This is a genomic window from Bacillus sp. TH22 (assembly GCF_016651015.1).
In the GTDB taxonomy this organism is placed as follows: Bacteria; Bacillota; Bacilli; order Bacillales; family Bacillaceae_G; genus Bacillus_A; species Bacillus_A mycoides.
Genome location: NZ_JAEKER010000001.1, coordinates 1,626,058 through 1,648,979 on the forward strand (window position 1 = coordinate 1,626,058; position 22,922 = coordinate 1,648,979).

Sequence of the window (22,922 nt, forward strand, 5' to 3'; positions counted from 1 at the left end):
TATTTTGATTGTATGTTAAATCTTTCTTTTAATAAAAAGGAGCACTTATTTTGGAGGATAAGTGCTCCTTCTTTACGTTTCTTTACTTCAAATTTACTCTAGCTTAATCCTCTTTTTGTATGATGAATAGTGAAGACAAAGACATGAAAGAGGGATGACAATGCGAATTATATCACTGACACGTTTTTGGTTTGTTCTTATGGTATGCATAATTTTATGTATAGGGTTTCTTTTAACTCTAAACTATTCAAATGTTTCAAAAGCAGAAAGAAAAACAATTCCATACGAACTTCTGTATACAAAACAAAACAACATCCCGTATTCCTCTTCCACACAAAATGAAAAAAAAGTTATAAAAGGAATGCTTATTACAGAAGCTTCTAGTTATGAAAACCTACTTCAAATCGCTGAAACGATTAAAGATCAATATAAAAATAAAGACGTTGATGAAATAACACTCTCTATCCATAATGAAAATACTGGAAATTTCGAAGAGGAATTGCCATATGAACCTATTAGTAAAGGAATAATAACCGTCACGTATGATTCTCAATCCTTCGGTAGGACCAATGTTACGCTAAATAAATAAACTGAAGCTTTAATCCGTGGCGCTTTTCCCATCCCCACGGATTATTAAGTTAAACCCATCAAATTTTTATAGGCAGCTCGATTCTCACCTAACTTCTTTTCTGTTGCCACATTTTGAACCGAGATAAAACCGCTCATTTCTCATAAAAAAGAGGCGAACTCGTTATTCGCCTCTTTTTTTACCAAAATGGAATCCACTCTTTCACTTTATCTATCCATTCATTTTGCTGTTCTTTTCTTTGTTGTTCCTCTTCTTTTCGTTTTTTCTCTTCTTCTTTCCTTCGTTTTTCTTCCTCAATCGTTTTTAATTGTTTTGTATAATCCGCCTCAGGTATTAGTGATAACTGAAATGCCTTTTGAGTTGGATTTCCATTCGCTTTCTTCATAATATCCCGGAACATTGTCGTTGTAATTTGGCTGCCTCCTGGCACATAATGCTCACTATCCGTTTTATCATACCCTACCCAAATCGCACCTACTAAATCCGGTGTGTATCCAACAAACCACGAATCCTTCGCACCAGTGCTTGGTCCATTTACAAGCTGGGTAGTCCCTGTCTTGCCTGCGGTATCGATATTATTAACTTTCGCTTTTTCACCTGTTCCCCTTTCAATAACACCTTTTAATAAGTATGTCATCTTTTGGGCAACTTTCTCGTTCGTCACACGAGTTTCTTTCTTATACCATTTTCCAATTGTTTTCCCTTCAGCATTTTGGATTTCTCTAATGGCATGAGCTTCTACTTGGACACCATCATTTGCAAGTGCGCTATACGCTTGAGCCATTACAAATGGTGAAGTCCCTACATGCATACCTCCTAAAGCAATCGGATACGTATGGTCTTCAGGCTCTAATGGAATACCAAACCGCTCTAAAGATTTCAATCCTTTATCTAATCCAATTTTCTCTAATAGCCAAACTGCTGAAACATTATATGACTTTGCCACCGCTTCATACATCGTCACATTACCATGGAACGTATGATCACTATTTTGTGGTGCATATTCTTTAATATTAAACGGTTCATCTTTTAAGACATCGTATACTTCATATCCTTGTTCTAACGCTGGTACATACACTGCAAGAGGCTTTAACGTTGAACCTGGCTGTCTTTTTAATTGTGTTGCATGATTAAACTGTAAAAATTGATAAGGACCTCTGCCTCCAACTAAAGCCGGAACACCGCCAGTTTTTGGATTCATAAGGACCACTCCAGTTTGCATAAGCTGATCTGAGCCACTATCTTTAAAATAACTATCATTATTCACAACATCTTCAACCGCTTGTTGTTTTTTCGAGTCAAGTTCCGTATAAATACGATAGCCACCTGCTAAAATTTCATTTTGTGTTAATTCATACTTGTCCATCGCTTCTCTAACAATATAATCTACGTATTGAGAATATTTTCCCTTATATTTATCGTCAACACCACGTCGTAATACAAGACCTGATTCTTTCTCCTGATTATATTGTTCTTCAGAAATATATCCTTGCTCCTTCATTAAACCTAATACGACATTACGTCTTTCAATTGATTTATTAAAGTTTTTATACGGCGAATACGCAGATGGCGCTTTAATTAATCCTGCAATCGTTGCAGCTTCTGAAATCGTTAAGTCTTTTACTTCTTTATCAAAATAAGATTTAGCTGCTCTTTTTATCCCCCAAGCACCTTCACCAAAATAAATTTGATTCATATACATTTCAACAATTTCATCTTTCGTATAAGTACGTTCTATTTTTTTCGTTAGAAAATATTCCTTTATTTTACGCGAGAATGTACGGTCTTGCGTTAAAAATACATTTTTCGCAAGTTGTTGTGTAATTGTACTACCACCTGCCACAACTTCACCGGCTGTAATGTTCTTAAATACAGCACTTATAATTCCACTATAGTAAATACCATGATGACTAAAAAATTCCTTATCTTCTACTGCAACAATTGCTTGAACCATAATATCAGGAATATCTTTCCTTTTGACCCCTTCTGTTTTAGAAGAAGCTAATTTAGTCGCAACTTCATTATTTGCATCATAAATTAAAGTCGGTTGTGGAACAGCTTGTTTTAATTCAGATATATCTTGAATGGAAATTATTATATTTACAACAATAAATAGAGTAGCAAGTAAACTTCCCAATACAATTAATGAATTGCGTAGTTTCTTCCTCTTATTGAACCACTCAAGCGTTCTTTTAAAGTGAGTGTTCTTCAATTTCATTGGTTCACTTCCTTCATTTGTTTACACTCTTTTTTTTAAAAGGAAGAATATACCTCCTTTTAAATTTATTATAATAACGTAGTCGTTCCTATAGTGTAAAGCTTTTCTTTCACATTCATACTTTTTGCAAGAAAAGGACATTCTACAAGTAAGATATTCATTGTTGAGTATTAATATTATTAATACAACAATGAGAGTTTTGTTAAGTTTTTGTAAACTTTTCGATAAAATGTTTTAAAAAACGACAGTTTTTTGTTAGAATTGATTAGCCAATATATTTTACATATATTACTTTTGTGGGGGTAACAATAATGGTCTTTAAATCAAAAAAAGATAAATTTTCTGAAATGCTTATGAACGTTTCCGAAAATTTAAAAGAAGGCGCGCAGTTTTTCGTGGAGTATAAAATTAAAAATGCTAGCGATTTAAAAGAGTTTTCTATGCGCATGAAAGAGTATGAGTCAAAAGGTGACTCATTCATTCACGAAATCATTATGGAGCTAAACAAAGCGTTTATTACTCCTATTGAACGTGAAGACATCCTACAACTTGCAATGAGTATGGATGATGTATTAGACGGATTAGATCACAGTGCTGGTCTATTCGAAATGTATTCTATTACAGAAGCTGATGAATACATGATTAAATTCGTTGAAGCAATTAATCAATGTGCGATTGAGATTGCAAATTCTGTTGAACTACTTTCTAAAAAGAAATTAGTCGATATTCGTACAAATGCGATCAAGATTAAGGATTACGAGTCACAATGTGATGATATTCGCCGTCATGCGATTAAGCACTTATTCTCTCGTGAGAAAGATCCGATTAAGATTATTCAATTTAAAGAGATTTACGAAGAGCTTGAAGAAGTAGCTGATAGCTGTCAAAGCGTTGCAAACGTATTAGAAACAATCATTATGAAGAACGCGTAAGGAGTTTGATCATGGATACACTCTTGATACTGACCGTTTTAGTAGTCATTTGCGCTTTAGCTTTTGACTTTATCAATGGATTTCACGATACAGCAAACGCTATTGCAACGGCTGTTTCAACGAAAGCTCTAAAGCCTAGACATGCAATTGTTATGGCAGCTATTATGAACTTTTTAGGTGCGATGACATTTACAGGTGTAGCAAAAACGATTACAAAAGATATTGTTGACCCGTTTGCTTTGCAAAATGGTTCTCTTGTAATTTTAGCTGCTTTGCTTGCGGCAATAGTCTGGAATTTGATCACTTGGTACTATGGCATTCCAAGTAGTTCTTCGCATGCAATAATTGGCGCAATCGCTGGTGCAGCAATTGCTGCTGCTGGTATTAGCGCATTAAACTATAAAGGGTTTATAAAAATTCTTGAAGCTTTAATCATTTCACCGATCATCGCTTTTGTTATTGGTTACATCGTATATAGTATTTTTAAAGTGGTATTTAAAAACTTTAACTTAACGAAAACGAACAAGAACTTCCGTATATTCCAGATTTTCACCGCTGCATTACAAGCTTATACGCACGGTACGAATGATGCACAAAAAGCAATGGGAATCATTACGATGGCTCTTATGGCCAATAACTATCATACTTCTGGCGATATCCCTTTCTGGGTACAATTATCTTGTGCAATCGCAATGGGTCTTGGTACTTCTGTCGGTGGTTGGAAAATTATTAAAACTGTCGGTGGACAAATTATGAAAATTCGTCCTGTAAATGGTGTAGCTGCCGATTTATCATCATCACTTGTTATTTTCGGCGCAACATTTATTCACTTACCGGTTAGTACGACGCACGTTATCTCTTCTTCTATTTTAGGAGTTGGTGCTTCACATCGCGTGAAAGGTGTAAAATGGGGAACTGCAAAACGCATGTTAATTACATGGGTTATTACACTTCCTATTTCAGCTTCTTTAGCTGCATTATTTTACTACTTATTACACTTAATCTTTTAATCAAAAGTCGTCTTCCTTATTTTTCTAGGAAGACGACTTTTTTGTGAACAAGCCTATTTCTTATTAAAAAGCGTGTATAATGATTGATGGATAAGTTATATAGAGGAGTTGGCAATTTTGGAATACATCATGTTACTTTTCATCGGATTAATCGCCGGGACAGTCGGGAGCCTAGTCGGACTTGGAGGCGGAATTATTATCGTTCCGTTATTAATTGGATTACACAGTTTATCACCACAACTCGCAGTAGGAACTTCTATGGTAACAGTCGTTTTTACAGGGCTGGCTTCTACCCTTACTTATATGAAACATAAACGGGTAGATTATAAAAGTGGACTTATTTTATTTATCGGGAGTGGCCCTGGTGGTATTATCGGATCATGGGCAAACAAATTTTTAAACCAAGATACATTTTCTTTATACTTTGGGATTTTTCTTATATTCGTCTCCATTCTTCTTATACTACGAGACAAATTGAAACCTCTTTCCCTATCAAATATGACTGTAATTAAGCGATCTTTTACAGATAACGAAGGAAATACTGTAGACTATCAATTTCCACCATTTCTCGCTATCTTTATTGCCTTTATAGTTGGATTTATATCCGGATTATTTGGAATCGGTGGTGGTGCCTTACTTGTGCCAGCGATGATGCTCCTTTTTGCGTTCCCAGCACACATTGCTGTAGCAACTTCAATGTTTATCGTATTTCTCTCAGCAATTGTAAGTTCTTTAACTCACATCTCTCTAGGAAATGTCAGCTGGGCTTATGCATTAATTCTTATTCCTGGTGCATGGATTGGCGGAAAAATCGGGGCTTATATTAACACAAAATTAAGCGGTAATGCAGTAATTAATTTATTACGTATCACATTAATTATTCTTGGAACTAGATTAATCATTACTTCATTTTTATAACGCGTTCTTTCTAGAATGCGTTTTTTCTTATACACATGAATATAAAAAGGCTCCTAGGAGAACAAATAAAACTAAACAAACACTTAATAGCATAAAATTTGAAATATGTAATTTCTTCAAGTTGATCACTCCTATAGCTATGACTGTTATCTTTATGATAGCGAAAAAACACTTATCTTACAGTTACAAAGCGCTAACAATGCAAAATCATTTATTACAAATTTTATCCTTATATTTCATTTCTTTGTATAATCTATCGATTCAATAAAAAAAGATGTCATATTGACATCTTTTTAGTGAAGAAGTGACCATCCCATAAAGTCTTCATGTACTTGGCACGCCCTCTTATCGTTTCGATCATATAATTCAGCATAACTATCTGTTTCTTCATCATAAGCCATCGTATAAATAATTTGGCCGTCTATTTCAACGGATAAAACGACTCCACCTTTCATCTCTTCCACATGAATGATAGCATTCGCCGGAATTCTCATATCCGTCATCTTCATCGCATCTAACAATATACTAAACCCCCTACAGCGTATTCATTGCTAGTACTATTACACACTAAATAGTATACTACTGTAATAGCATACATTTCGTCAATGAAATTGCTGTTTAAAAAACATATTGTCTTTATACATATACGCTAAAATATAAGAAATAGAAATGTTTTAATGGGGGGCTAACATTGATTCTACATAAGGGAGATGTATTATTCCGTCAAGGTGAGGACGGTCCATTATATTTTATAAAAACAGGTTTATTAAAAGTTATTCGGTTAGAAGAAGACGGAACACCTTTTTTATTTAATATTATCGTTCCTGGTGAAACGATACCTCACCATTCTTTAATTTCACCGAAGGAATATCACGGTACAGCTATCGCTTTAATGAAAACAGAAGTGGAGCCTATAATTAGCAATGAATGGTACGACAAACTTCAGGCAAATCCTGCATCATATGAAAATATCGCTATACAATTACAATCGAAGTTAAGAATGATGCAACAGCGTATCGATCAATTGACAACTGTCTCTCCTAAAGAGCGCCTTCATCGTTTACAAGAGTGGTTCACCTTTTATTTAGGTGACATCCCTATTTATGAAATATTAACACAAACTGAAATTGGTCAGCTCATAGGTGTACGCCGCGAAACAGTAAATCGTTTACTTAGAGAACAAGCAAAAAACGAGGTAAAATAATACCTCGTTTTTTGCTTGGCAACATTAATCTATTGTAAGCTTGCTGCGGGACCGAAAAATTCATAATGAATGTTCTCTTGTTTAACACCCAAATCAATTAATGCAGCATTTATATGCTTCATAAATGGTACTGGACCGCAAAAATAAAATTCTGCTTCAGTTGTTGGAATAATAGTTTGTAACCATTCACGTTCAATGAATCCTTCTTGATCAAAATTCTTCATTTCCACATCTTGCTCTGTCGGTGAAGAATAGCAAGTATATGCTTTAACTTGTTCATACTCTTTTTCTACTGTCTCAACATGCTCTTTCATCGCATGTGTATTACTATTTATCGCCGCATGAACAAAGCATACATTACGCTTTGATTCTTGTTCAATTAACGTATTTAACATACTCATCATCGGTGTAATACCTACTCCACCACTAATTAGTACAACAGGTAATGTTGACTCCATATTTAATACGAAATCTCCCGCTGGTGCACTTACTGGTAAGACATCCCCTTCCCCTACATGATCATGTAAGTAATTAGATACTTTACCATCTGGTGTATCTACACCTTTTTCTTTCTTTACACTAATACGATAATATTCTTTTCCTGGAGCATCAGACAAGCTATATTGACGATTATGTGTATATGTCTCACCTTTAATATTTATTTGAATCGTTACATATTGTCCTGGGATGAATGAAGAAACTTTCCCGCCATCTTCAGGTTTTAAATAAAATGATGTAATAACGTCGCTTTCCTTCACTTTTTTAACAATCACAAAGTTGCGGAAATCTTTCCACCCACCTTCTTTATGTGCAGCTTCTTCATACATACCCGCTTCAATGCTAATGAATGCATCAGCAATGACGCCATACGCTTCTCCCCATGCATTTAAAACTTCATCAGGCGCGCCTGCGACCTCTTTAATCGCTCGTAGTAAGCATGTACCTACTATTGGATAATGCTCTGCTTTAATACCTAAACTTCTATGCTTATGACCAATTTGTTTTACAACTGGAATAATAGCTTCTAAATTATCAATGTACATTGCAGCTGCATAAACAGCATTTGCTAATGCTTGTTGTTGTCTTCCTTTTTTCTGGTTCGTATGGTTGAAAATATTCAATAACTCCGGATGTTCCGAAAATAAAATTTGATAAAATCTCGTTGTAATCTCAACGCCTTTTTCTTGTAATAACGGTACTGTTGACTTTACGATTTCAATTGTTTTTGCACTTAACATTGTATCCCACTCCTCTATTTCCTTAACTGTTTTTAGTTTAACTGAATTGTATAATTCATATTGTGATTTTAATCACTATTAACATGGTGTTTTTGTGAAAAATATATGAACAATGCACATATTAAGTAAATTTTAATTAGCCATCATTAATAGTGCTCAAAAAAAAGCTAACTAGAATTCTAGCTAGCCTACTACTTCGTTTGTATTGCTTGTTCAATTACTTGTATATTCTGCCCATCTCCAAACTCGGTATACCCCCATACATTCGTCTCACCTTTATATTTATTTACAAGTATATCCAAGTCATGATATACGCGATGAGCATAGATTACATACTCCATATTCTGAAGCTCCACACCTTTTTTTACAATTTCATAACTTCTATTCACATCGCGTTTTATTTTTTCATTTTTTACTTCTTTATGTATATTTTTTAAAGAGGCTTCTTGCTCTTGAAACCATTGTTTAAAATGTTTCCAATCCCCATCTGTATATTTCTCTGCCTTGCCATAATTCAAGAAATTATTATAACTTTCATGTGTCGTACGAACAAAATCGAGTGTCTTCTTCTTCTCTTGCACCTCTTCTATTTGTGCTACTGTATTTACTCCAGCAGACTTATTCGCATAATATAATAGTACTTTCATAAGACTATAGCTCGCTATTGCCATCACAGTAATAGTTACCAATACACTTAACAATTTCTTCATATACAGAACCCCTTTTCTACTATGAATATTACAATGTACTGTTACACTTGTAACATTCTCTCGTAGAAATGTAATTCCTGTTTAAATCCTCCTTTTCATTTCGACACTATTTTTCTACAAACTTCTCCTTGGTAAATGCTCTTGTAAAACAACATAACCTTCATAAGCTGTATAACCGAGTATAGCCATTAATCCGATATAACAAGCAAATACTGTCCATTTCGTTTTCGTATCGACTTTATAATAATTTTCTTGTTGTTCCTTTTCTGTTTCCCATTCATTTAATTTTCTTTCTGACATTTCAAATGCTTCTCTTATATGAATTGTATGCATTTCTTTTTCATCTTCATATGGGACATAATCAAGTGGCTCAAATTTTGGTAAAAGGTACTCTAGCACTTCAATCTTTTGAAGTTCTCCTGTTTTTAATTCTTTTTCACGTTCTCTTTGTCTTAATACATTCATTTCATGGTGAATCATATAAATCGTTCGATGCACCGCACCAGTTTCTTTTAATTCCTCTTCAAGCCTAGCAACATATTCTTTCATTCCATCGATTTTATATCCTAATTCCTTAATCGGCTCATCTCTCTTTATTACTCTATATAGTTCCATACAGCCGATAATAAAAATAAATCCTCCTAAAATACTCTTGAAGTAAATAGAATAGCCGAGTAGTAAAACTAGCCCTGCTCCCCAAATTTTCGTGCTTACAACTGAAATTATTCGTCCACCATCTACTGGAGAAACTGGAATTAAGTTAAAGAAATTAATCATACTTCCAAGTAAAATAATAAGCGCCCAAAACGGCTCTTTCGTGATTATATACAGTGGGATCGCGGGTAAAAATGAAAGCAATCCGAAAAGAGGTCCCATATATGCAATGTAAGCTTCATCTTTTGCATTTTTCGGCATCTCTTTCATCCCAATAAGAGCTCCCATAAATGGTATGAAGATTGCTGGCGATGTTGGTATCCCTTTCTTTCTCGCTGCCCATAAATGCCCCATCTCATGTACAAACAATAAATATACGAGTGCTACCCCAAACTTCCAACCATATATGACTGCGTATGCACCAAGCGATAAAAACATACTAAATACTGTTGAAAATTTTGCTAACTTAAAAATTGCAAATACCCATTTTAACTTAGATAGTAAAAATAACCCTATTGCAACGATAACTCCCCATAATCCTTTTTTATTATTTTTCATATTCCTCTCCTTTATCTCGCTTTATTGAGCCATATACACTCATCAAAACTTATTCTTTTTCTCTATTATGACATATTTTTTTCTATTGTTAGAAATAATGTTTATTCCATCCATTTTTAGCCAAAAATAAAAATAAAAGGAGGTAAATACAAATGAAATTACAATCTCTTATGATAGGCGCTCTATCGTTTTTAGCTTCAACTCTTATTTTTTATACCGTCAGCTACGTATTATTATTAGATTGGTTGCCAAATCACTTATTTATAGCCCTTATTATTCTTTCTGCTCTTATGATTTCCTTTCTAATTACACGAAAATCAATGAATGAGCCATCTGCAAAAGCAAAATAATAGAGGGGATCTTTCCCCTCTATTATCATTTCCTAGGAAAGGCCATATAGACTTTATGATTCTTACTGCCCGCTATTTACGGGCAGTAAGAATCCCACCTCAAAATTCGGCTGGAGCAAAGAATTTAGGTAGGAGTCGTGCTAATAATCAGCGGGGGATGCCCCCACTGATTAAAATTTCACTTTATCTTTGTAAATTCATTTTTTCACCATACTCTTTAACAATTTGAATAATGTTTTGAAATGCTCCTACTTTTTCTTTCTTACTATTTAATATTTGTAAATCGTGATTATCATAATAGGTTTCTAGTGATTTTAATTGTGATTCTGAAGCATCTTTTATCGGAACAGTAACATTCAACTCATACTGTTTATACCCTTCCTTTACTTTTTCAGCTGAAATTATTTCACTCTCTTTTGCGCCAATTAATTTTTGAACCTTTTCCGGGAAAATTAATTGCAAATAATATTCTTGTTCCTTTGCTAACTTATTATATAGTGATTGCGAAATCGTATAACGTACTGTATAATTCATTTTTTGATCACCAGCTTTAATATGAAACGCAGTAATCTGCATGTCTTTTTTTGTTACTTCCGTTAAAGTGCCTACCTGCATCTCATCTTCTTTTTGTTCTGGAATCTTTGGAAAGATAGCCAAAAGCTTTTCCGTATCTTTTTCGTTAAGCATATACATATCTTTCTTATATTGAATCCATCCTCGGCGATCTTCTCCTCTTAACCATGCATAATATGTTTCTTTTTTTCCATCACTACTAATTTGTATTTCATATTCCGGTTCACCAAAACTACCCGTTACTTCTTGTTTTTCCGCTTTGTTTATAATATCCACCACCAACTCCGCATCCATTTTCTTTAAATTTTTTTCTTCTTTACCTTTTTGCATAACAGTTACTTGTAATGGTTCTCTCATTTCATTCACTGTCTCCTCTACTTGTTTCGGTTCTTTCTTTTGCTCGGATTGACCACACGACGCGAGTAAAATAACACATAAAAACATTAAATATTTCCCTTTCAAATCGATTCTCCTTTTCCAATAAGAAATTCTTATAATCCTCATGCATAAAACAAAAACGTTACATTATATAGAATGAGCTATACTATAAACTGAAGGGAGGATTTTACAATGTCCATTAATTTTCATGATGCAAATAATAAGTATACGTATGCAAATCGTAACGCACATATTTCATGGCAGGAAACAATAAACAATATTGTAGATGTGCAAAATAAACAAGTAATTGATATAGGTTGTGGTGGCGGCATTTACACGAAAGAACTCGCTCTTATGGGAGCCAAAAGTATTGTTGGGCTTGATTTTTCAAAAGAAATATTACAAGCTGCAAAAGAAAATTGTAATGCCTTCCCAAACATTTCATTCATTCACGGTGATGCACATAATATCTCATTCCCTAATGAAACATTCGACCTTGTCATTTCTCGTGCAGTCATTCATCATTTGCATGATATTCCCACATTTATACGAGAGGCTTCTCGTATATTAAAAAAAGACGGTCTACTTATTTTACAAGACCGGACCATTGAAGATTGTATAATCCCAGGAAGTCCTGAACACCTTCGTGGATATTTTTTCTCGGTCTTTCCAAAACTCATTGAAACAGAAGCGCAAAGAAGACCAAAAACCACTACTATACAGCAATTATTACAAACATATCCTCTTCAAGCGCTCCCCATTCAAACACAATGGGAAGTACGAAAAGTACATGATTCTGTAGAAGCTTTGCTACAAGATTTATCTCCTCGAACAGGCCGATCCATTCTATATGAACTAACAGATAATGAACTTTCTCAGCTTCTACATCATATCCAAACGGCATTACAAAACGTCTCTCCTATCATCGAAAGAGATCGTTGGACAATTTGGAGCGCGAAAAAATTGTAAGGAAGGAAGCCTCACAAAATAATGTGAGGCTTCCTTCTTTCATAATCTAATTTTGCAACACTCTTGATATCCTCCACTCCTGGCCTGTGCACTTCCACACTTCGGACATACTAAATATCTAGACTGATTTGTCAACAAACTACCTTTTTGAAAGAGTAAAACTTCTGCTTGTTTAAACGAACGCGAATAATATAACCACATAAAACCAATTATAGCAATAATGCCAAATAATACTCCCATCGCAAGCATTTCAGTCACCTCTTTTGGTTTGTTCTTTCCAGCAAGTGGATTGTTGTATTATTCTCTGCAAATTCAAACAATTCCTTCCTTACTCCTATAAATATCGATTTTCTCCATAAACTTTACAATTCTCTATAATGTTTTACAGCATTTTTACAAATAGTATTAACCCTTATATTCTCAGCTATATTTCTACAGGAAAGTGTATTTCCCAAAAAATATGTTGACTTTCTAAAAAAAACATGTGAAAATACTGTCAGAATACTTGAATTAAAATTCATTGACGAGAACGAGTACGTTATAGGACTGTTCCCCAGAGAGTTGGCGATTTGCTGAAAGCCAACGTTCAGTGCTTAACCGAAAATCATCTCCGAGAAGTAGAACCGAATGCTAAAGTAAGTTCTTACCGGATGTCCCCCGTTACAAGGAACACGTATCATGTTGTACGTTGCAAAGCCGTATACATATAGATTTATTTCTACATGTATAAATTAGGGTGGTATCGCGGGTAAATATAACTCGTCCCTTTCTTTAGGGACGAGTTTTTTGTGTTCTTACAATGAATTTACAAAAAAGGAGGAAAAACAATGAACACTGTATCAAAAAAACATGTTTTTTTCACAGGCCTTATGCTATTTTCTTTATTTTTTGGGGCAGGAAATTTAATTTTCCCTCCAATGCTTGGACAAAATGCTGGTGAAAACTTTTGGCCAGCAATGATTGGCTTTTTACTAACAGGAGTCGGCTTACCACTACTTACTGTTATCGCTATTTCTCTATCAGGAAATGGAATGCAACAACTTGCAAGTCATGTTCACCCATTATTCGGAATATTCTTTACGGTAGTTGTATACATTGCAATCGGTCCATCTATGGGCATCCCACGTGTTGCTAATGTCGCTTATGAAATGGGGGTTAGTTCTTTCTTACCAGAAACTATTCGCGCTAACAGCCTAGTGCTATTTTTATATACAGTCATCTTCTTTTCTATCGTATTTTGGCTTAGTTTAAACCCTTCTAAGCTCGTCGATCGTATCGGAAGTGTATTAACACCTATTTTATTACTCTCTATTTTTTTATTATTCGTTAAGAGTGTATTTACACCCCTCGGGCAATCTGGACCAGCCATGCAAGAGTATCAAACTTCTCCAATTTTCAAAGGTTTTATGGAAGGATACTTAACGATGGATACCATTTCAGCACTTGCATTTGGGATTATCGTTGTAAATGCAATTCGCTCAAAAGGTGTGAGTGATCGTAAATCCATTGCCATCGCTACAACAAAAGCAGGACTTATTGCCGCTACTGGTCTCGTACTTGTATATGGTGCACTTGGCTGGCTCGGTACAACTAGTGTCTCTCTCGGATACGCAAAAAATGGAGGACAGCTACTTACCGTTATCGTACAACAATTATTCGGTCCATATGGTCTAATTCTATTATCTCTTATCGTTACACTTGCTTGCTTAACAACATGCGTTGGACTTGTATCTGCGTGCAGTCAATACTTCTCAACATTATTGACAAAATTTTCATACAAAATGTTAGCAAGTGTCATTTGCACATTAGGATTATTAGTTGCCAACTTAGGTTTAACAAAAATTATCGCAATCTCTGTTCCTATTTTACTTGTTGTATATCCAGTTGCAATTGTACTCGTGTTATTATCATTACTTCATAAATATTTCGGTGGCTATCGATCTGTTTATGTATGTGCTTTAATCGGAACAGCAATTGTTAGCGTTTTTGACGGATTAAAACAAGGGAATATTCCTGTTTCATTTATCACATCTTATTTTGAGTTTATTCCATTATATAATGAAGGAATTGGCTGGTTAGTACCAGCGTTAGTTGGGGCTATTATCGGTTTTGCTATCGCAAAATTAAGTGGCGCCAAAGCAGTACCATTAACGGATCATTCACCTGAATCGAAAGTATCATAAAAAAACTCCCATTTCGGGAGTTTTTTACATTTGATAAGAAGTATGATTAAAGCTACTTACTTTATAAGCTTTCGTATAGTAATCAATATTCGTATCCACTGTTTCTACTTTTACAACATCATAGCAATCTTCTTGCTTCACTAGAAATAAATAATATTCTTCTGTCGCCTCAATAATTGCAATACGATCTGTTTCAATATCATATTGTTCACAAAGTGCTTGCAACGCATTCACATAGTTACCTAATTTTTTCGTTTCATCCATTCCAAATATCGTTTGAACTAACATACACTCTCTCCCCTTTGTATGTACTGTTAACACCTTAATGATAACGCTTACATAAATAACCGTCAATAAAAAGCTTTGACCATATATAGTCAAAGCTTCCTTCTTATTTCGTCAATTGGTGTCTAAACGCATAAATAACCGCCTGTGTCCGGTCACTTACATTTAGCTTATTTAATATATTACTCACATGTGTCTTTACTGTTTTAAGGGCAATAAACAACTCATCTGCAATCTCTTGATTACTTTTCCCCTCTGCAATTAATAACAAAATTTCAGACTCTCTTTCTGTTAACTCCTCATGCAAAGGTTGTTCTTTCTTCTGACGCATACGAGACATCATTTTGCCAGTAACTTTCGGCTCTAATACCGTTTCCCCATCATAAGTAGCTCTTACAGCATCTGCAATATCACTCGCTCTTGATGTTTTTAATAAATAACTTGTCGCCCCCGCCTCAATAACAGGATATAACTTTTCATCATCTAAAAAGCTCGTGACAACTACAATTTTCGCTTCTGGCCATTCTTGAATAATAGCACGTGTCGCTTCAACCCCATCCATCTCATCCATAACAAGGTCCATTAAAATAATATCCGGTCTTAATTGCAAAGCTAACTCTGAACCTTTTCTTCCATTTTCAGCTTCTCCAACTACTTCAATATCTGGCTGCGTTGATAAATATGCTGATACACCCATTCGAACCATTTCATGATCATCAACTAGTAATACTTTTATCATGATTCTCCCCCTCTCTCAATCATAATAGGTACTTTCACTTCTATTTGCGTACCTTTATTCGGAAAACTAAGAACTTTTAATGTACCACCAATTTCATGAACTCGCTCTTGCATTGACCTTAAACCGTATGAACCAGCCTTATTAACACCGACTTTAAACCCAACACCGTCATCAATAATTTTCAAAATCGCATATTGATCAATTTTCCGAAGGCGTACTTCGGTTTTCTTTGCCTTCGCATGCCGTAAAGTATTAGACAGCGCCTCTTGTACAATACGGAATAAATGATCCTCTACACCTTTTTTTAATTGAATCGGTTCAATTAACCATTCAATTTTCATATGTTGCTTTCTAGACAGTTCTGTTAATAATTCTTCTATACCCTCTGTTAGTTTCTTACCTTCTAACTGCACTGGGCGTAAATGAAGGAGCAATGCTCTCATTTCTGATTGTGCATTTACAACCATATTCTCAACAAGCTGCAACTGTTTTTTCGTCGTGTCTGGAATTTCAGCTGCTTGCTCATTAATGGCTGACATCATCATCGACATTGCAAAAAGCTGCTGACTTACAGAATCATGTAGCTCTCTCGCTAATCGATGCCTTTCTTGAGAAATCGCTTCTTGTCTCATCTCTTCATTCCAATGGGCTCGTTCATTCGTTACTTTTTGAAATAGCCCAGCTTGCTCCTCTAAGCGACGAGCAAGACCAATTACTTTTCGTTCCACTTCATGAAATTCATCGTCCGCAGTAAATGAAACATCACTCGGAAAATTCCCTCGCTCTACTTCAAATAGAAAAGTATTTAATCCTTGTATACGCTGTTCTATATAATAACCGATTGCATATCCTACAATTCCTCCGATAAGAAGACTCGTACTCATAATAAACAAGCCAATTGGAACAGAAGCAATGGATTCTTTCCAGAGTAAATCATAAACTTGTTGCTCGCTTTTCCATACATATACAATTGTACAAATAAGTGCGATACTAACAGAGGACAACATAGAATAACGAATATACATCCACGAAATATTCCTTTGTTTTTTCATTATACTTTCCTCACTTCCGTATCGCCTACGACAAGCGAAGAAATAATTTTAATACGACGAGGGGCTTCTTTATACTGTTCTGTTCTAAACGTAACATTACGGTTAAATCCAGTTTCTTCGTGTCCTGGCAGGAGCACTCGCCCAACAATAACAGAATGATTTAAAGACAATTCAATATCATATGGTACATATAAGCGAATATTACCAATAACGCCCCTAATCACAATAACCGTTTCTCCCTCTGGAATCATAGCAGTTGTTAAATCAATCTCGACGTCACAAGCACCATATTGGACGTTAATATCCTCTATTTCATAAATATGATCCATCATTCGTACATTACCTACAAACATATTTTTTATATACGGTTCTGTACGATATATTTGTTTTTCTTCATTTATATATCCCTTTTCTTTAATTTCAACTTTCATTGCTTTTTGCCGATGTCCTTGTTGAATAAGTTGATAACCAATTAAAGCTAAACAAGCAAACACAACAAGTACGAATGCCGCTGATGAAAATAAGAAGAATAAGAAGACAATACCACCGACAAATAAAAATACATTCCCTCTTACATAACGGTTCTTCTTTCGATAATGTCTTCCAAACATAATCATAATAAATGCAAATATTAGACCACCTGGTTCAAAATGTCCAAGTATCATATCAAGAAAAAGACCGAATCCAAATATGATGAGGAGCATCCCCATAAATTGTGTTTTTGAAAATTGCTTCTTCATTTCAGCTCCCCCCTCCTTGTCACATATACATAGAAGAAAAGGCATTGCTTTCCAACACCTTTTCTCCTATCACTATATCATAAGCCTGTTTTATTATATACTACAATTATTTTGTTACTTCTTTCGTTAACGATACTTCATTTTTCTCTTTCATTTCACTCTCTAGTTTTGCAATTTTCATATCAAATGTATCACGCTCATGCTCTTCATTTATACGAAGCTCTATGTCACGAATGTGATCTTCAATTTCTTCGAATCGTAAGAACGGATTATTTTCATCCATTTTATGCATAGCAGTATTCATACGGCGGTTTGCATGCGCCATATTTTCACGTGCCATTAATTCCATACGCTTTGCGTTCATTTCTTTTAATTTATTTTTCATTTCTGAAAGACGACGCTCTAACTCATCAATTTGCTCTACAACACCAGCATACATTTCTTCTAAGCGAGTTACTTGCCCTTCATAATACGCTACTTCTTCTAATGCACGTTCATGCAATTGCAATTCGCCTGCTTCTTGTGCGATGATAGCTTGCTTTGATCTTTTATTAACGAAATAACGTGCTTGCTCAAGCTCACGAGCGAAGTTAGATTTTAATGTTTTATGACGCTGAATTAACTTCTCAATTTTTGTTATTTCACGCTCACTATCGCGTAAATATTGGTTTAACATAGCAATTGGATTTTTTCTTTCTTTCTCATCTAACACATTATGAAAATCAGCTAAAATTGCATCGCGTACACGTCCGAATAAAGATTGTTTCATTATAATCTTCCTCTCTTCTACTTTATAATTTGATTTATTTTACATTAGTTTTTCATTAACTTGTTCCACTCATCTTCAAAGTTGCTATATGGTTTAGCACTTTCTGGAGCAGAATCAACAACTACATTTTTCCCTTTTTTCCACTCACGGTATCCGTAGTATAAAACTACTAATGCTGCGATACCGATTAATGCTGGGGAATGAGAAAGTGCAATGGACAAACCGATTAAACCAACAATACCCCAAGCTAACTTTCCAAAGAATGATTTAGCTCGCACAAATGATTTATAGCTCCAGTACACAACTCCTGCTCCAATGGCGAATCCTACAATACCAGCAAGACTACCAAGAGCAATTAAAGCCAAAATACCGGCTGCGATAAACGCTAGAAATTGTTTCATCTTGTGCTTGCCTCCCTTCGATTTGATACTCTTATCTTAACTATTTTTTCATTTTTTCATAACGAGCTTAAGAACCGTTTTTAACTCAGACTTAAGACTGAGTTAAATTCAGCCTTTTGCAAAACGAACATGTATGCGATGCGTATAGATACAGAAAAATTCTTATTCAATAACGGATGAAAATCTCAACTTGCGCGTCCAAAAAATTAGCAATACATACAAACGTTTATTAAATTACATTAAATATATTATTAAGAAAATTATGTTAAAATAAATCAGAAGGCTACATTTAAATTAAAGGGGATATATCATGAATTTACACATTACGAAAGAAATCAATACCGCCGCTAAAAACTATATAAACAATCAGCTTTATGAATATAATTTAAAGCACTTTCCATCTGATTTAAGAGACAGATACTTAGAGATTCATTTATTTCTTAAAGATGAAAATGGTAAAATATGCGGGGGAATATTAGGTGAAGTCTGTTGGAATTGGTTAGAGATTCACTCTTTTATCATCGATGAAGATATACGTGCATTAGGGTATGGAACTAAACTGTTATTAGAAGTAGAAAAAATCGCTTTAGAAAGAAATTGTGATTTTATAAAAGTTGACACTTTAAGCTTTCAAGCATTAGATTTCTATAAAAAATATGGTTATAAAGAGTATGGTATCCTCGATAATGTAGGAAGAGATTATAAACACTACTATTTGAAAAAGGATTTATAAATAATAAAAAACGCTCAGAGAATGTTCTCCGAGCGTTTTCAACTGCTAATAATAAATGTCTCTTTATGTTATGCAGTTTTATGATACTCTTTTTTTTCCGCCACTTTAGAAAATCTTGGGAAACCAATTAATATAGAAATGATTCCACATACTCCAACTAAAATTGGATAAAATGCATATGGTAACAATTCGACCGGAGATAACGCAGCAAATCCTGCCGCTGTTAACATTTGAGCACCATATGGGATTAACCCCTGTACACAGCAAGAGAAAAGATCCAGTACACTCGCTGATTTACGGGGATCAATTTCATACTGATCCGCAATATTTTTCGCAAGCGGACCTGTAAAAATGATAGAAATTGTATTATTTGCTGTACACATATTCGTCATACTCACTAAGCCAGCAATACCAAACTCTGCTCCTTTTTTCGAACGAATATTACGTGTTAAAAGATTCATTAAATATTGAATGCCACCATTATATTGGATAAGTTCAACCATACCACCGATTAATATAGCAAGTAGTACTAGCTCCATCATACCGCCCATTCCAGTCGTTACACTTTTAAAGAAACTCTCTAACGTGTAACTTCCATCTATAAGGCCGATAGCACCTGATAATATTGTTCCACCAGTTAACACAATAAGTACATTCCAGCCAAGTAGTGCTGTAATAAGTACTCCTGCATACGGTAAAATCTTTATCCAGTCAAAACTATGGGCTTTAACTTGTGTATCACTTCCTAAAGTAATTATTACTAATAGTACAATTGTAATAATAGCGGCTGGTAATACAATTAAAAAGTTCGTTTTAAACTTATCTTTCATTTCTGTTCCTTGTGAACGAACAGCAGCAATTGTCGTATCTGAAATAAATGATAAATTATCACCAAACATCGCTCCGCCCACAACAGTAGCCATCGCAAGTGCTATTGAGATATCAGTTTGCCCACTAATACCTACAGCAATCGGTGCTAGTGCTGCAATTGTTCCCATTGAAGTTCCCATCGCTAATGAAATAAATGCCCCTATAACAAAAATTCCAGCAACGATAAATCCTGGTGGCAAAATAGATAAAGCTAAGTTAACAGTGGAATCAACTCCGCCCATTCCTTTTGCTGTTTCAGAAAACGCCCCTGCAAGTACAAAAATTAATACCATAATCATAATATCAGGGTTTCCTGCACCTTTAGCAAATCGTTCTACTTTCACATTAAAGCTTTCCTTACGATTCATCACTAAAGCAATTCCTACGGCAATTGAAATTGCTACAAGTATCGGCAATTTATAGAAATCACCTGTAATAATTCCAGAACCAATAAATAGCGCCAAAAATATTCCAAGTGGTAATAACGCTAAACCATTTCCTCTCGTTTCTTTCAAAGTATCATCTCTCCCTAGTTTTCAACCTTTTCTAATGAACAACAAAAGACCTCTTCCGATGAGAAGAGGTCTTATACATCTATAAGAAACACTCTTCTCATCTTTCAAGCACATGCTTGCTGGATTTGGCACAGCACTCTGAAATCGAGTCCGCTGCCGAGGCATCGTAGGGCCAGTCCCTCCGCCTCTCTTTATAAGAAGGTTTCATATTTATTTTTTAATAATAATTTCTTTCCTAACTTTACTCGCTTACAAAACAAAAGTCAATTATTTTTTGTATAGATTTTTTTGGTAATTATACAAAAATATGAATAAACCAATCATTTTAACTTTTCGATTTCTTTATCCAATATTGAGATCCAATAAAATTTTCTATTTTTTATCGTCGCGATAATCCATTTTGTTGTATTCCATGCTAACTCATATTCTTCTTTTGTAACATCACCAATTTTATAGGCATCCTCTAACTCGTCTTCATCCAGTACATAGATCTCACCGTTCGGTAACAATACTACATCTAAATATAAATCATCAAAATAAGGTAAACCACGCTCGTCTATTTTATATTCTTTCGTCACGTCGATATAATATTGTACTAATTGTTTTTGATTGTCTAACATAGCTGTAATTGCAAAGTTTTCCCCATTTATAAAATATTGCATCCATGTATACCCATCACCTGCAATGCAAAGCTGTTTACCATTGTATTCTTTATAACTAGGTTCTCTCACTTTTTTTATGTCCAGTATTCCTAACATTCCATCCTCTACTTGCTTAACCCTATAATCCTTCTCTATTAGTCGCTTCCACGAAGAACCGTCACCATATTTACGTTTCATTACGTCCGCTCCTCTTCTATATATAGAAAAGCCCCCACATATTATGTGAGAGCTTGTTCATATTATAATTAAGCTGCTTGACCCTTTTCAGATATCTCTTTTAAATAGGCTTGTCCTTTTTCAGCGTCATATTGACCTTCCCACTTAGACATAACTACAGCCGCTAAAGAGTTACCTACAACGTTAACTGCTGTACGAGCCATATCAAGAATACGGTCAATACCTGCAATAAACGCTAAACCTTCAGCTGGAATACCTACTGTACCAAGTGTTGCTAATAATACAACGAATGATACGCCCGGTACACCCGCGATACCTTTTGATGTAACCATTAATACAAGTAATAACGTAATTTGTTGTGTAATGGATAATTCAATACCGTACATTTGCGCTAAGAAAATTGCCGCAATTGCTTGATATAAAGTTGATCCATCTAAGTTAAATGAATAACCTGTTGGAATAACGAAAGATGTAATTGCTTTCGGACAACCGAATTTCTCCATTTTCTCCATAATTTTCGGTAAAACCGTTTCTGAACTTGCTGTAGAATACGCTAAGATCAGCTCGTCTTTTAAAATCTTAAAGAATTGGAAAATGTTTATTCCAAATATTTTCGCTGTAAGTCCTAATACAACTACAACGAAGAAGATCATTGCTCCGTATACTACAATGAGTAATTTCCCTAATGGAATTAATGAAGCTAATCCGAATGTAGAAACTGTAACACCAATTAATGCGAATACACCAAATGGTGCAAACTTCATAACTTGGTTCGTTACATAAAACATTGCATCTGCTACACCTTGGAAAAATTGTAGAACTGGTTTACCACGCTCACCAATTGCTGCTACACCTAAACCAAATAATACTGAGAAGAAGATAATAGCAAGCATATCACCTTCAGCTAATGATTTCATAATGTTCGTCGGAACAATATTTACAAACGTATCCGCGAACGAATGACTTTGTACTTGCTCTGTCGTATGTGTATATTTAGAAATATCTGTTTTTGTTAACTTATCCATATCAACGCCTTTTCCAGGTTGGAAAATGTTTGCTATTAATAAACCAACAACAATTGCAAGTGTTGTAATAATTTCAAAGTAAATAATTGTTTTTCCGCCTAGTCGACCTAACTTTTTAATATCGCCAACACCAGCAACCCCAACAACAATACTCGCTACAACAATCGGTACAACAATCATCTTAATTAATCGGATGAAAATATCACCAATTGGTTGTAAGTACTTCACCACTTCCTGATTGCCAAAGAAAATCGCCCCAACTGTAATACCAAGCGCAAGTCCTATTAAAATTTGCCATGCAAGTCCTATTCTTTTCATACTTGTGGTAACCCCCTCTTCGATGTGTCACTCTATCTCTCATTCTATCTCTATAAAACTTGAAATTAAGAGTATTACATATTATTCGACAATTCACTACATTTTGTCCCTGTTGAAAATCATAAATCAAAATTTAAAATCTGACAACAAAA

The 22,922-nt window shown here is 34.7% G+C and carries 25 protein-coding genes, 1 riboswitch and 1 other annotated feature; of the genes, 9 read left to right on the plus strand and 16 right to left on the minus strand.

Annotation, left to right across the window (positions count from 1 at the left end):
- Positions 1–160: 160 nt before the first annotated feature.
- Positions 161–589: a hypothetical protein gene (locus JFU18_RS08170; RefSeq protein WP_002168802.1), complete on the plus strand. Its 429-nt coding sequence runs from the start codon at positions 161–163 to the stop codon at positions 587–589.
- Positions 590–767: 178 nt separating this feature from the next.
- Here JFU18_RS08170 and JFU18_RS08175 read toward each other — a convergent pair whose 3' ends face one another.
- On the minus strand, positions 768–2,807 hold the full coding sequence (locus JFU18_RS08175) for a transglycosylase domain-containing protein (RefSeq protein WP_201034918.1): 2,040 nt from the start codon (positions 2,805–2,807) through the stop codon (positions 768–770).
- Positions 2,808–3,118: 311 nt separating this feature from the next.
- Between JFU18_RS08175 and JFU18_RS08180 the strand changes: the two genes are divergently transcribed.
- The 3 genes from JFU18_RS08180 (at position 3,119) to JFU18_RS08190 (ending at position 5,667) form a co-directional block, all read left to right on the plus strand.
- Positions 3,119–3,739, plus strand: a complete 621-nt coding sequence (locus tag JFU18_RS08180; protein ID WP_000231445.1) for a DUF47 domain-containing protein — start codon at positions 3,119–3,121, stop codon at positions 3,737–3,739.
- A gap of 11 nt (positions 3,740–3,750) precedes the next feature.
- Positions 3,751–4,749 carry an inorganic phosphate transporter gene (locus JFU18_RS08185; protein ID WP_002030715.1) on the plus strand — a complete coding sequence of 333 codons (999 nt, stop codon included), beginning with the start codon at positions 3,751–3,753 and terminating at the stop codon, positions 4,747–4,749.
- A 117-nt stretch (positions 4,750–4,866) separates the two neighbouring features.
- Positions 4,867–5,667 (plus strand): sulfite exporter TauE/SafE family protein, encoded by an 801-nt coding sequence (locus JFU18_RS08190; protein WP_002086690.1) that lies wholly within the window; start codon positions 4,867–4,869, stop codon positions 5,665–5,667.
- 293 nt (positions 5,668–5,960) lie between these two features.
- Here the strand turns inward: JFU18_RS08190 and JFU18_RS08195 are convergent, their stop codons facing one another.
- Positions 5,961–6,188: a hypothetical protein gene (locus JFU18_RS08195; protein WP_000883004.1), complete on the minus strand. Its 228-nt coding sequence runs from the start codon at positions 6,186–6,188 to the stop codon at positions 5,961–5,963.
- A gap of 170 nt (positions 6,189–6,358) precedes the next feature.
- Here JFU18_RS08195 and JFU18_RS08200 point away from each other — a divergent pair, with 170 nt between their 5' ends.
- Positions 6,359–6,871 carry a Crp/Fnr family transcriptional regulator gene (locus tag JFU18_RS08200; RefSeq protein ID WP_002086692.1) on the plus strand — a complete coding sequence of 171 codons (513 nt, stop codon included), beginning with the start codon at positions 6,359–6,361 and terminating at the stop codon, positions 6,869–6,871.
- A 29-nt stretch (positions 6,872–6,900) separates the two neighbouring features.
- Here JFU18_RS08200 and hmpA read toward each other — a convergent pair whose 3' ends face one another.
- The 3 genes from hmpA to JFU18_RS08215 form a co-directional block, all read right to left on the minus strand.
- Positions 6,901–8,109 (minus strand): NO-inducible flavohemoprotein, encoded by a 1,209-nt coding sequence (gene hmpA / locus JFU18_RS08205; protein ID WP_002126349.1) that lies wholly within the window; start codon positions 8,107–8,109, stop codon positions 6,901–6,903.
- Between the two features lie 191 nt (positions 8,110–8,300).
- Positions 8,301–8,819 (minus strand): hypothetical protein, encoded by a 519-nt coding sequence (locus JFU18_RS08210; RefSeq protein WP_201034917.1) that lies wholly within the window; start codon positions 8,817–8,819, stop codon positions 8,301–8,303.
- A gap of 114 nt (positions 8,820–8,933) precedes the next feature.
- Positions 8,934–10,031, minus strand: a complete 1,098-nt coding sequence (locus tag JFU18_RS08215) for a site-2 protease family protein (protein ID WP_201034916.1) — start codon at positions 10,029–10,031, stop codon at positions 8,934–8,936.
- Positions 10,032–10,183: 152 nt separating this feature from the next.
- Between JFU18_RS08215 and JFU18_RS08220 the strand changes: the two genes are divergently transcribed.
- Entirely contained in the window at positions 10,184–10,381 is a 198-nt protein-coding gene (locus JFU18_RS08220; protein WP_000776287.1) for a hypothetical protein, read from the plus strand.
- A 183-nt stretch (positions 10,382–10,564) separates the two neighbouring features.
- Here JFU18_RS08220 and JFU18_RS08225 read toward each other — a convergent pair whose 3' ends face one another.
- Complete coding sequence (locus tag JFU18_RS08225; protein ID WP_002011668.1) at positions 10,565–11,416, minus strand: YhfM domain-containing protein; 852 nt, start codon at positions 11,414–11,416, stop codon at positions 10,565–10,567.
- A 108-nt stretch (positions 11,417–11,524) separates the two neighbouring features.
- On the opposite strand from JFU18_RS08225, the gene JFU18_RS08230 reads away from it, so the two are divergent.
- Positions 11,525–12,301, plus strand: a complete 777-nt coding sequence (locus JFU18_RS08230) for a class I SAM-dependent methyltransferase (RefSeq protein WP_201034915.1) — start codon at positions 11,525–11,527, stop codon at positions 12,299–12,301.
- Between the two features lie 39 nt (positions 12,302–12,340).
- On the opposite strand, the gene JFU18_RS08235 is transcribed toward JFU18_RS08230, so the two are convergent.
- Positions 12,341–12,550 (minus strand): hypothetical protein, encoded by a 210-nt coding sequence (locus JFU18_RS08235; protein ID WP_000880630.1) that lies wholly within the window; start codon positions 12,548–12,550, stop codon positions 12,341–12,343.
- Positions 12,551–12,812: 262 nt separating this feature from the next.
- Positions 12,813–13,071, plus strand: a binding site (T-box leader).
- Between the two features lie 57 nt (positions 13,072–13,128).
- Here JFU18_RS08235 and brnQ3 point away from each other — a divergent pair.
- Positions 13,129–14,484, plus strand: coding sequence for a branched-chain amino acid transport system II carrier protein BrnQ3 (gene brnQ3, locus JFU18_RS08240; protein ID WP_201034914.1), 1,356 nt, complete (start codon positions 13,129–13,131; stop codon positions 14,482–14,484).
- 24 nt (positions 14,485–14,508) lie between these two features.
- On the opposite strand, the gene JFU18_RS08245 is transcribed toward brnQ3, so the two are convergent.
- The 6 genes from JFU18_RS08245 to JFU18_RS08270 all read right to left on the minus strand — a co-directional run bounded on the left by JFU18_RS08245 (position 14,509) and on the right by JFU18_RS08270 (position 18,470).
- Entirely contained in the window at positions 14,509–14,865 is a 357-nt protein-coding gene (locus JFU18_RS08245) for a DUF3992 domain-containing protein (RefSeq protein WP_002126339.1), read from the minus strand.
- A gap of 10 nt (positions 14,866–14,875) precedes the next feature.
- A complete protein-coding gene (locus JFU18_RS08250; RefSeq protein WP_000598709.1) occupies positions 14,876–15,508 on the minus strand; it encodes a response regulator in 633 nt (210 codons plus the stop codon).
- Complete coding sequence (locus JFU18_RS08255) at positions 15,505–16,560, minus strand: sensor histidine kinase (RefSeq protein ID WP_002011673.1); 1,056 nt, start codon at positions 16,558–16,560, stop codon at positions 15,505–15,507. The genes JFU18_RS08250 and JFU18_RS08255 overlap by 4 nt, the downstream gene beginning before the upstream one ends.
- Positions 16,560–17,300, minus strand: a complete 741-nt coding sequence (gene liaF, locus JFU18_RS08260; RefSeq protein ID WP_002126337.1) for a cell wall-active antibiotics response protein LiaF — start codon at positions 17,298–17,300, stop codon at positions 16,560–16,562. Before liaF ends, JFU18_RS08255 begins: the two co-directional genes overlap by 1 nt.
- Positions 17,301–17,406: 106 nt before the next feature.
- Positions 17,407–18,069, minus strand: a complete 663-nt coding sequence (locus JFU18_RS08265) for a PspA/IM30 family protein (RefSeq protein ID WP_002011675.1) — start codon at positions 18,067–18,069, stop codon at positions 17,407–17,409.
- 44 nt (positions 18,070–18,113) lie between these two features.
- Positions 18,114–18,470: a lmo0954 family membrane protein gene (locus JFU18_RS08270; RefSeq protein WP_002011676.1), complete on the minus strand. Its 357-nt coding sequence runs from the start codon at positions 18,468–18,470 to the stop codon at positions 18,114–18,116.
- 310 nt (positions 18,471–18,780) lie between these two features.
- On the opposite strand from JFU18_RS08270, the gene JFU18_RS08275 reads away from it, so the two are divergent.
- Positions 18,781–19,203 (plus strand): GNAT family N-acetyltransferase, encoded by a 423-nt coding sequence (locus JFU18_RS08275; RefSeq protein WP_002011677.1) that lies wholly within the window; start codon positions 18,781–18,783, stop codon positions 19,201–19,203.
- Between the two features lie 68 nt (positions 19,204–19,271).
- On the opposite strand, the gene JFU18_RS08280 is transcribed toward JFU18_RS08275, so the two are convergent.
- The 3 genes from JFU18_RS08280 to gltP all read right to left on the minus strand — a co-directional run bounded on the left by JFU18_RS08280 (position 19,272) and on the right by gltP (position 22,770).
- Positions 19,272–20,588 (minus strand): Na+/H+ antiporter NhaC family protein, encoded by a 1,317-nt coding sequence (locus JFU18_RS08280; protein ID WP_033709769.1) that lies wholly within the window; start codon positions 20,586–20,588, stop codon positions 19,272–19,274.
- A gap of 94 nt (positions 20,589–20,682) precedes the next feature.
- Positions 20,683–20,788: riboswitch (SAM riboswitch) on the minus strand.
- Positions 20,789–20,908: 120 nt separating this feature from the next.
- Complete coding sequence (locus JFU18_RS08285) at positions 20,909–21,427, minus strand: ribonuclease FAU-1 family protein (protein WP_002030693.1); 519 nt, start codon at positions 21,425–21,427, stop codon at positions 20,909–20,911.
- A 68-nt stretch (positions 21,428–21,495) separates the two neighbouring features.
- Positions 21,496–22,770 (minus strand): glutamate/aspartate:proton symporter GltP, encoded by a 1,275-nt coding sequence (gene gltP, locus JFU18_RS08290; RefSeq protein ID WP_002011680.1) that lies wholly within the window; start codon positions 22,768–22,770, stop codon positions 21,496–21,498.
- Positions 22,771–22,922: the final 152 nt, after the last annotated feature.

What these genes read in the sequence shown, in the direction of transcription:
- JFU18_RS08235 (WP_000880630.1), bottom strand. Translation starts at nt 12,550, where the DNA reads ATGCTTGCGATGGGAGTATTATTTGGCATTATTGCTATAATTGGTTTT.
- brnQ3 (WP_201034914.1), top strand. Translation starts at nt 13,129, where the DNA reads ATGAACACTGTATCAAAAAAACATGTTTTTTTCACAGGCCTTATGCTA.
- JFU18_RS08270 (WP_002011676.1), bottom strand. Translation starts at nt 18,470, where the DNA reads ATGAAACAATTTCTAGCGTTTATCGCAGCCGGTATTTTGGCTTTAATT.
- JFU18_RS08185 (WP_002030715.1), top strand. Translation starts at nt 3,751, where the DNA reads ATGGATACACTCTTGATACTGACCGTTTTAGTAGTCATTTGCGCTTTA.
- JFU18_RS08275 (WP_002011677.1), top strand. Translation starts at nt 18,781, where the DNA reads ATGAATTTACACATTACGAAAGAAATCAATACCGCCGCTAAAAACTAT.
- JFU18_RS08215 (WP_201034916.1), bottom strand. Translation starts at nt 10,031, where the DNA reads ATGAAAAATAATAAAAAAGGATTATGGGGAGTTATCGTTGCAATAGGG.
- JFU18_RS08285 (WP_002030693.1), bottom strand. Translation starts at nt 21,427, where the DNA reads ATGAAACGTAAATATGGTGACGGTTCTTCGTGGAAGCGACTAATAGAG.
- hmpA (WP_002126349.1), bottom strand. Translation starts at nt 8,109, where the DNA reads ATGTTAAGTGCAAAAACAATTGAAATCGTAAAGTCAACAGTACCGTTA.
- JFU18_RS08265 (WP_002011675.1), bottom strand. Translation starts at nt 18,069, where the DNA reads ATGAAACAATCTTTATTCGGACGTGTACGCGATGCAATTTTAGCTGAT.
- liaF (WP_002126337.1), bottom strand. Translation starts at nt 17,300, where the DNA reads ATGAAGAAGCAATTTTCAAAAACACAATTTATGGGGATGCTCCTCATC.
- JFU18_RS08250 (WP_000598709.1), bottom strand. Translation starts at nt 15,508, where the DNA reads ATGATAAAAGTATTACTAGTTGATGATCATGAAATGGTTCGAATGGGT.
- JFU18_RS08180 (WP_000231445.1), top strand. Translation starts at nt 3,119, where the DNA reads ATGGTCTTTAAATCAAAAAAAGATAAATTTTCTGAAATGCTTATGAAC.
- JFU18_RS08230 (WP_201034915.1), top strand. Translation starts at nt 11,525, where the DNA reads ATGTCCATTAATTTTCATGATGCAAATAATAAGTATACGTATGCAAAT.
- JFU18_RS08175 (WP_201034918.1), bottom strand. Translation starts at nt 2,807, where the DNA reads ATGAAATTGAAGAACACTCACTTTAAAAGAACGCTTGAGTGGTTCAAT.
- JFU18_RS08255 (WP_002011673.1), bottom strand. Translation starts at nt 16,560, where the DNA reads ATGAAAAAACAAAGGAATATTTCGTGGATGTATATTCGTTATTCTATG.
- gltP (WP_002011680.1), bottom strand. Translation starts at nt 22,770, where the DNA reads ATGAAAAGAATAGGACTTGCATGGCAAATTTTAATAGGACTTGCGCTT.
- JFU18_RS08210 (WP_201034917.1), bottom strand. Translation starts at nt 8,819, where the DNA reads ATGAAGAAATTGTTAAGTGTATTGGTAACTATTACTGTGATGGCAATA.
- JFU18_RS08170 (WP_002168802.1), top strand. Translation starts at nt 161, where the DNA reads ATGCGAATTATATCACTGACACGTTTTTGGTTTGTTCTTATGGTATGC.
- JFU18_RS08220 (WP_000776287.1), top strand. Translation starts at nt 10,184, where the DNA reads ATGAAATTACAATCTCTTATGATAGGCGCTCTATCGTTTTTAGCTTCA.